The following is a 6,304-nucleotide window of genomic DNA, read 5'->3' on the forward strand; positions in this document are numbered from 1 at the left end:
GAGGCACCGAGTGGTGGGGCAAAGACCTTTTGGTTACTTTTGGGGCGTTTGCCAAAAGTGACCCGCTGTAAGAGCGGAACCATAATCCGCCGTTACCGAAGAAACGGATATGTACACCATCACTCCGGCAAAGGAATCACCCGCAACGGCCGCACCGACTTATAAGAAAAACTCGAGTAAATCTCCTTAACACACGGCAACCCCTGCAACACCTCCCGCGCAAACTCCCCAAACGACTCCAGATCCTTCGCCACCACTTCCAACAAAAAATCATACCGCCCCGAAACGTTATGACACGCCACAATCTCGGGAATCTCCAGCAACCTTTGCTCAAACGCCCGGGCAACTTCCCGGGAGTGCGTATCCATCATGATGCTGACAAACGCCGTCACCCCATACCCCAGCGCCTTGGGCGACAGGATCGCCTGATAACCGCCGATCACCCCGCTGTCCTCAAGGTTCTTCACCCGCCGCCAACACGGCGAAGTGGTCAGCGACACCCGCTCCGCCAACTCCGCCACCGTCAACCGCGCATTACCCTGCAAGGCGTTTAAAAGTGCCTTGTCAGTCCGATCCAGATGCATGGGCATATCTTGCCTCAAAACGTCGTTTTTATTGTTTTTCATCCCAATCTACCGGCTTTTCCCAGCAAACTATGGAACGTTCGGCCGCCGTTATAAGCATAGCATTGTAGGAAATAAGGAGCGTCCGACCATGAAAAATAAACACAACACGTTCGGCTTTTCCACCCGCGCCATCCACCACGGCTACGACCCTCAAGACCACCACGGCGCCCTCGTGCCGCCCATCTATCTATCGGCCACCTTCGCCTTCCCCACAGCCGAATACGGCGCCGCCTGCTTTGCCGGCGAAGAGAGCGGGCACTTCTACACCCGCATCTCCAACCCCACCCTGGCCCTGCTGGAAGCGCGCATGGCCACCCTGGAAAACGGCGAAGCCGCCGTAGCCTTCAGCTCCGGCATGGGCGCGATTGCCGCGACGTTCTGGACCCTGTTGCGCCCCGGTGACGAAATCATCGTCAGCCAGACCCTCTACGGCTGCACCTTCGCCCTGCTGCACCACGGCATCGGCGAATTCGGCATCAAGGTGCGCCACGTCGACCTCACCGACCTGAACGCCCTGAGTGAGGCCATCAACCCGGCCACGCGCATGATCTACTTCGAAACCCCGGCCAACCCCAACCTGCAACTGGTGGACATCGCCGCCGTCGCCGAGATCGCCCACCGGCAACCCGGGATCACCGTGGTGGTGGACAACACCTACTGCACGCCCTACCTGCAACGCCCGCTGGAAATGGGCGCCGACGTGGTGGTGCACTCGGCCACCAAATACCTCAGTGGCCACGGCGATATCACCGCCGGCATCGCCGTCAGCAGCCAGGCCCTGGCCCAGCGCATTCGCCTGCAAGGGCTCAAGGACCTGACCGGTGCGGTGATGTCACCCCAGGACGCCGCCCTGCTGATGCGCGGCCTCAAGACCCTGGCCCTGCGCATGGACCGCCATTGCAGCAACGCCCTGGCCATCGCCGAAGCCTTGCAGGCCCATCCCCTGGTGGAATGGGTGACCTACCCCGGCCTGCGCTCCTTCCCTCAATACGAACTGGCCGCGCGGCAGATGAAACAATCCGGCGGCATGATCGCGTTTGAACTCAAGGGCGGCATCGACATGGGCCGACGCTTCATGAACGCCCTCAAGCTGTTCACCCGGGCCGTGAGCCTGGGGGACGCCGAGTCACTGGCCCAGCACCCGGCCAGCATGACCCACTCCACCTACACCCCGGAGCAGCGCGCCCACCACGGGATTTCCGAAGGGCTGGTGCGACTCTCGGCGGGCCTTGAGGATGTCGCCGACCTGCTGGCCGACGTTGCCCAAGCCCTGCAGGCCTGTGCCGTAAAGCCGAAATCCCGGGCGGTGCAACACAACGTTCATCACGCTTGAAGTAAATTCACAGGCAGGCGCGACGTTTATCAATAGCCCGGCCTGAAAAGGTCGGGCTTCTCCCGTTGCGCCCTGCACCGCAAAAAATTTGATCCATTCATTGGCCCGTTTGCGAAAGCCTGTACTAGCATACGAGGCGGCAGTCATGGAGATCACTGCCCTGTACGCCGCCCTCATTGAAACTCATGGATGAAATGATGAACTCACACCTGTTCCCCCACATTGGCAAAGTCATCGCCAGCACCGGCAGCCGGCATTTCCCGCGCATGCTGCATGACCTGATTCTCACCCAACTGGCGGTCGACGCCACGCACATCACCCAAATGCCTGTGAGTTCACCGCGCAAGGCAGGCAGTTCGCGAATGACGGGGATCAGCCCGGTGTACACCGACCCGCTGCCAGGGCAGGCAGAGGCCCAGGCCGCCGCCCAACTGCACCTGACCCGGCGCAAGGATGACGTCAGCTACGTGCTGTCGGTGTATCGCTCCAACCCCTGCGAAAGTTTTTCCCAGCAGGAGCGGATCATCCTGCAAGACTTCTCCTCCCTGCTGCTGCCGATGGTTGAAAAACACATCAGCGCCCTGCAACCCAGCGATCCGGACAGCGAAGCGCCGCAGCAACAAGGCATCGACACCTTGCGCCGGCGCTTTGAAGAGCGCCTCGCGCAATCGGGGCTGGCCCTGTCCAGCCGGGAGCTTGAGGTGTGCGTGGGGCTGCTGGCCGGGCGTACCGCGCCGGAACTGGCGGAGCAGTTGGCACTGAAGGTCAATACCATCGAGAGCTACCTCAAGCGGGCAGCGATCAAGATGGGCATCAGTGGCCGGCATTCATTGATGCGGTGGATGTATTCCACAGAAGAAAACGCCACTCTCTAGAACACCGAGGAACAAATGTGGGAGCGGGCTTGCTCGCGAATGCGCAGTGTCAGTCAATACATGTGTGACTGATCCAGCGCATTTGCGAGCAAGCCCGCTCCCACATTTTTTGATCTCTTCCCGGCCTAATCCCGGGCCAGGGCTTCAATCGGATCCAACCGCGCCGCATTCCGCGCCGGCACAAACCCGAACACAATCCCGATCAACGTTGAACACGCAAACGCCGTCACCACCGAGCCCAGGGAAAACACCATTTCCCACTCTTTCACAAACAACGAAAACAGATAGCCGATGGCGAATGACAGCGAGATGCCGATCATCCCACCAATCAGGCAGACCATCACCGCTTCCACCAGGAACTGTTGGCGAATATCCGATTGCCGCGCGCCCACTGCCATGCGAATCCCGATTTCGCGGGTGCGTTCGGTCACCGACACCAGCATGATATTCATCACTCCGATGCCGCCCACCAGCAACGAAATCACTGCAATCAACGACAGCAGCAACGCCAGGGAACGGCTGGTTTTCTGCACCGTCTGCATGATGCTGTCGAGGTTGTTGGTAAAGAAGTCCTTGGTGCCGTGACGTTGCAACATCAGCTTGGTGACGTTCTCTTCCACCACCTTGCTCGGCTGGCCGTCCTTGATGCGCACCGTGATGCTGTCCAGATGACGCTGGCCCAACAGCCGCCCCGCTGCCGTCTCGTACGGCACCCACACGTTCAACGCCTTGCTGGCGGCGAACATGTTTTTGTTGTCGGCCGTCACCCCGATCACCGTACAGGGCAGGTTGCCCACCAGGATCACCTGACCCAGCGGATCCACGCCTGGCGCGAACAGTCGATGGCGCGCGTTGTGGTCGATCACCACCACCTGGGCCTGGCGCCGGGCGTCGCTTTCGCTGAAGGTAATTCCGGCTTCGAGCTTCAGGCCCTTGACCTGGAAATAGCGATCGCTGACCCCATTGACCTGGGCGTCCAGGTCGATATTGCCGTAACGCAGCAACAGGTTGCGCCCCACCACCGGCGTGGCGCTGTCGACGTAATACAGCTGGTTCAGCGCATCCACATCCGACGGCAACAACGTCTCGATGGCTGACGCACGGCTGTCACCAAAACTCTTGCCGGGAAAGATATCAATGGTGTTACTGCCAATGGCCTGGATGTCCTTGAGCACATAGCGCTTGGCGCCTTCGCCGATGGCCGAGATCGACACCACCGAGGTGATGCCGATGACAATGCCGAGCATGGTCAGCAAGGTGCGCATGCGATGGGAAATCAGCGCCACCCAGGCCATGTTGAAGGCCTCCTTGAACAGCCCGAGGCTCGCCACCAACTTGCGCGCACCGCTGCGCTTGGGCTCGATGGGCGCTTCGGTGGGCAGGTCGAGGCCGACACTCTGATTGGCGCGGTCACTGACGATCTCGCCATCGCGCACCTCAATGATCCGCTGGGCATTGGCCGCGACTTTCGGGTCATGGGTAACGATGATCACCGTGTGCCCGGCGGCGTGCAGCTCGGCCAGGATGCGCATCACCTCCTTGCCGCTGTGGGTATCGAGGGCGCCGGTGGGTTCGTCGGCGAGGATCACTTCGCCGCCGTTCATCAAGGCCCGGGCGATACTCACGCGCTGTTGCTGGCCGCCGGACAGCTGGCTCGGGCGATGGGTCAAATGCCCCGACAACCCCAGGCGTGCCAGCAATTCCCCGGCGCGGCTATGCCTGGCGGTTTCCGGCGTACCGGCATAAATCGCCGGCATTTCCACGTTGTGCAACGCGCTCAGGTGCGCGAGCAAGTGGTAACGCTGAAAGATAAAACCGAAGTAGTCGCGGCGCAGCTCGGCCAGTTGCTCATCCCCCAGGGTGCGGGTTTCGATGCCATTGATCTTGTAGCTGCCGGCGGTGGCGTAGTCGAGGCCACCGAGGATGTTCATCAGGGTGGATTTACCCGAACCCGAGGCCCCGGTGATCGCGACCATTTCCCCGGCGTGGATGGTCAGGTCGATGCCCTTGAGCGCAATGAATTCGCGGTCACCGGCCATGAAACTGCGCACGATGCCTTTAAGCTCCAGCAGTGGCTGAGTCATCAATCAGCCCCCCGCCACGGCAGGCGATGGGTCGCCGATCACCACCTTGTCGCCTTCGGCCAGGCCATCGAGGATCTGCACCTTGACGTTGTTGTTGATGCCCGTCTGCACCTGCCGCGTGTTGGCCTTGCCCTTGGCGTCCAGCACCCGCACCGGGAAGCTGCCATCGGCATTGCGCGGGCCGAGTGCGGCCACCGGCACGGTCAGTGCGGCCTTGGCGGTGTCGAGCACGATGCGCACCTGGGCGGTCATGGCGATGCGCAGGCGGTGGTCGGGGTTGGGTACGTCGAACAGCGCGTTGTAGAACACCGCGGTGTTTTGCTTGGGGGTGCCGGCGGTCTGGGTTTCGAGGAAATTCTGCGGGGCAGGTTCGGTACCGCGCAATTTGGCGTAGTAGCGTTTGTCGGCCTCGCCGAGGATGGTGAAATACACCTGCTGGCCCGGACTGATGTGGATCACGTCCGCTTCGGAGACTTGGGCCTTGACGGTCATGGTGTCCAGGTCGGCGAGCTTGAGCAGCACCGGTGCCAGTTGGCTGGCGATCACGGTCTGGCCTTCCTGGGTGACGATGCCCACTACATCGCCGTCGATTGGCGCGACGATGCGGGTGTAGGCCAGGTTGATCTTGGCGGTGTCGATCTGGATGTGGGCGCTTTTGATCTGGGCGTCGAGGGACATCAGGTTGGCGCGCTGTACCTCGTAATTGGACTCGGCGGTTTCGAAGTCCTGGCGGGACACGGATTCGTCCTCCTGCAGGCCCTGATAGCGTTCGTAGACGGATTTGGTTTCCTTGAGTTGCGCCGCAGTAGCGCGGCGTTGGGCCTGGAGGTTTTCTTCGTCGACCTGGGCTTTGCGCAGGGTGTTCTGCAGGATCAACGGGTCGATTTCGGCCAGCCATTGGCCCTTCTTGACCTTGTCGCCGACCTTGACCTTCAGGGATTTGAGTTGGCCGGAAACCTGGGCGCCGACATCGACCTGCTTGACGCCTTCGAGCAGGCCGGTGGCCAGGACGGCGTTTTCGATGTCACTGCGTTCGGCGGTGGCGGTCAGGTATTGCGGCGCGTCTGCGGGGGCCTGCACGGTGTAGATGGTCAGGGCGGCGGCGATTGCCAGGGCCAGGGCCATTCCTGTTTTGCGAAGCTTTGACTTTTCCATAAGTGACCACAGAAGACGTTGAAGTTGGTCCGGCTTTTGGCTCGGAGTACATATCCGTTTTTTTAGTAACGGCTGATATTGGTTCCGCTCTTACAGCGGCTCACTTTTGAACAGCGCAAAAGTAAGCAAAACGCTCTTGCCCCACCACTCGGCACCTCGCCTAGGCTCGGTGTGCCCTCACTCCGGCTTTGGGCCGTGGGCCGCCGTCATGGGCCATCCYTGGCCCAGGAC

Annotated in this window: 5 protein-coding genes; 2 read left to right on the top strand and 3 right to left on the bottom strand. The window is 61.1% G+C overall.

The genetic code is table 11. The annotated features are described in order from the left end of the window. Positions 1-119: 119 nt before the first annotated feature. Complete coding sequence (locus tag A462_RS32075; RefSeq protein WP_008430161.1) at positions 120-590, bottom strand: Lrp/AsnC family transcriptional regulator; 471 nt, start codon at positions 588-590, stop codon at positions 120-122. Positions 591-714: 124 nt separating this feature from the next. On the opposite strand from A462_RS32075, the gene A462_RS32070 reads away from it, so the two are divergent. Together A462_RS32070 and A462_RS32065 are read left to right on the top strand one after the other, a co-directional pair. Then, positions 715-1,959: a methionine gamma-lyase gene (locus tag A462_RS32070; RefSeq protein WP_003212495.1), complete on the top strand. Its 1,245-nt coding sequence runs from the start codon at positions 715-717 to the stop codon at positions 1,957-1,959. A gap of 185 nt (positions 1,960-2,144) precedes the next feature. Then, positions 2,145-2,834 (top strand): helix-turn-helix transcriptional regulator, encoded by a 690-nt coding sequence (locus tag A462_RS32065; protein WP_008430163.1) that lies wholly within the window; start codon positions 2,145-2,147, stop codon positions 2,832-2,834. A gap of 125 nt (positions 2,835-2,959) precedes the next feature. Here A462_RS32065 and A462_RS32060 read toward each other — a convergent pair whose 3' ends face one another. Both A462_RS32060 and macA read right to left on the bottom strand, forming a co-directional pair. Continuing rightward, entirely contained in the window at positions 2,960-4,918 is a 1,959-nt protein-coding gene (locus tag A462_RS32060; RefSeq protein ID WP_003212489.1) for a MacB family efflux pump subunit, read from the bottom strand. Between the two features lie 3 nt (positions 4,919-4,921). Next, positions 4,922-6,073: a macrolide transporter subunit MacA gene (macA, locus tag A462_RS32055; protein WP_032898521.1), complete on the bottom strand. Its 1,152-nt coding sequence runs from the start codon at positions 6,071-6,073 to the stop codon at positions 4,922-4,924. Between the last annotated feature and the right edge of the window lie 231 nt (positions 6,074-6,304).

Source organism: Pseudomonas sp. Ag1 (assembly GCF_000278565.1).
Taxonomy (GTDB): domain Bacteria; phylum Pseudomonadota; class Gammaproteobacteria; order Pseudomonadales; family Pseudomonadaceae; genus Aquipseudomonas.

Excerpts from the sequence above, each read along its gene's own strand:
- A462_RS32075 (WP_008430161.1), bottom strand. The coding sequence starts at position 590 with ATGCCCATGCATCTGGATCGGACTGACAAGGCACTTTTAAACGCCTTG.
- macA (WP_032898521.1), bottom strand. The coding sequence starts at position 6,073 with ATGGAAAAGTCAAAGCTTCGCAAAACAGGAATGGCCCTGGCCCTGGCA.
- A462_RS32065 (WP_008430163.1), top strand. The coding sequence starts at position 2,145 with ATGGATGAAATGATGAACTCACACCTGTTCCCCCACATTGGCAAAGTC.
- A462_RS32070 (WP_003212495.1), top strand. The coding sequence starts at position 715 with ATGAAAAATAAACACAACACGTTCGGCTTTTCCACCCGCGCCATCCAC.
- A462_RS32060 (WP_003212489.1), bottom strand. The coding sequence starts at position 4,918 with ATGACTCAGCCACTGCTGGAGCTTAAAGGCATCGTGCGCAGTTTCATG.